The organism is Campylobacter sp. 2014D-0259 (assembly GCF_008000505.1).
In the GTDB taxonomy this organism is placed as follows: domain Bacteria; phylum Campylobacterota; class Campylobacteria; order Campylobacterales; family Campylobacteraceae; genus Campylobacter_D; species Campylobacter_D jejuni.
Genome location: NZ_VOAQ01000019.1, coordinates 1 through 552 on the forward strand (window position 1 = coordinate 1; position 552 = coordinate 552).

The window sequence follows — 552 nt, forward strand, 5'->3', positions numbered from 1 at the left end:
CAATTATCTCTTTTACAAATTTATATCAGGCATTAGCATCCGTCTCAGCCGGACAGAATGATTACTTTATTGGTAGTAACATCATTACCAGCAGTATGATTTCCCGCTATTTCACTCACTCCTTAAATGTAGTGAAATATTATAACTCACCGCGTCAATATAACTTCTTCTTAACCAGAAAAGAATCTGTCATTCTTAATGAAGTACTCAATCGATTTGTTGATGCTTTAACAAATGAAGTTCGCTATGAAGTATCACAAAATTGGCTTGATACAGGAAACCTGGCCTTTCTGAACAAGCCATTAGAACTCACTGAACATGAAAAACAGTGGATTAAGCAGCATCCCGATTTAAAGGTGCTGGAAAATCCTTACTCGCCCCCCTATTCTATGACGGATGAAAATGGCTCGGTTCGGGGCGTTATGGGGGACATTCTTAATATTATTACCTTGCAAACAGGTTTAAATTTTTCTCCGATCACCGTTTCACACAATATCCATGCTGGAACACAGCTGAATCCCGGCGGATGGGATATATTACCCGGTGCTATTT

The 552-nt window shown here is 39.1% G+C and carries 1 protein-coding gene; it reads left to right on the forward strand.

Translation table 11 applies throughout. The annotated features are described in order from the left end of the window. Positions 1 to 552, forward strand: a 552-nt coding sequence (locus SR63_RS04560; protein ID WP_410002875.1) for a hypothetical protein, incomplete at both ends; no start/stop codon positions are given.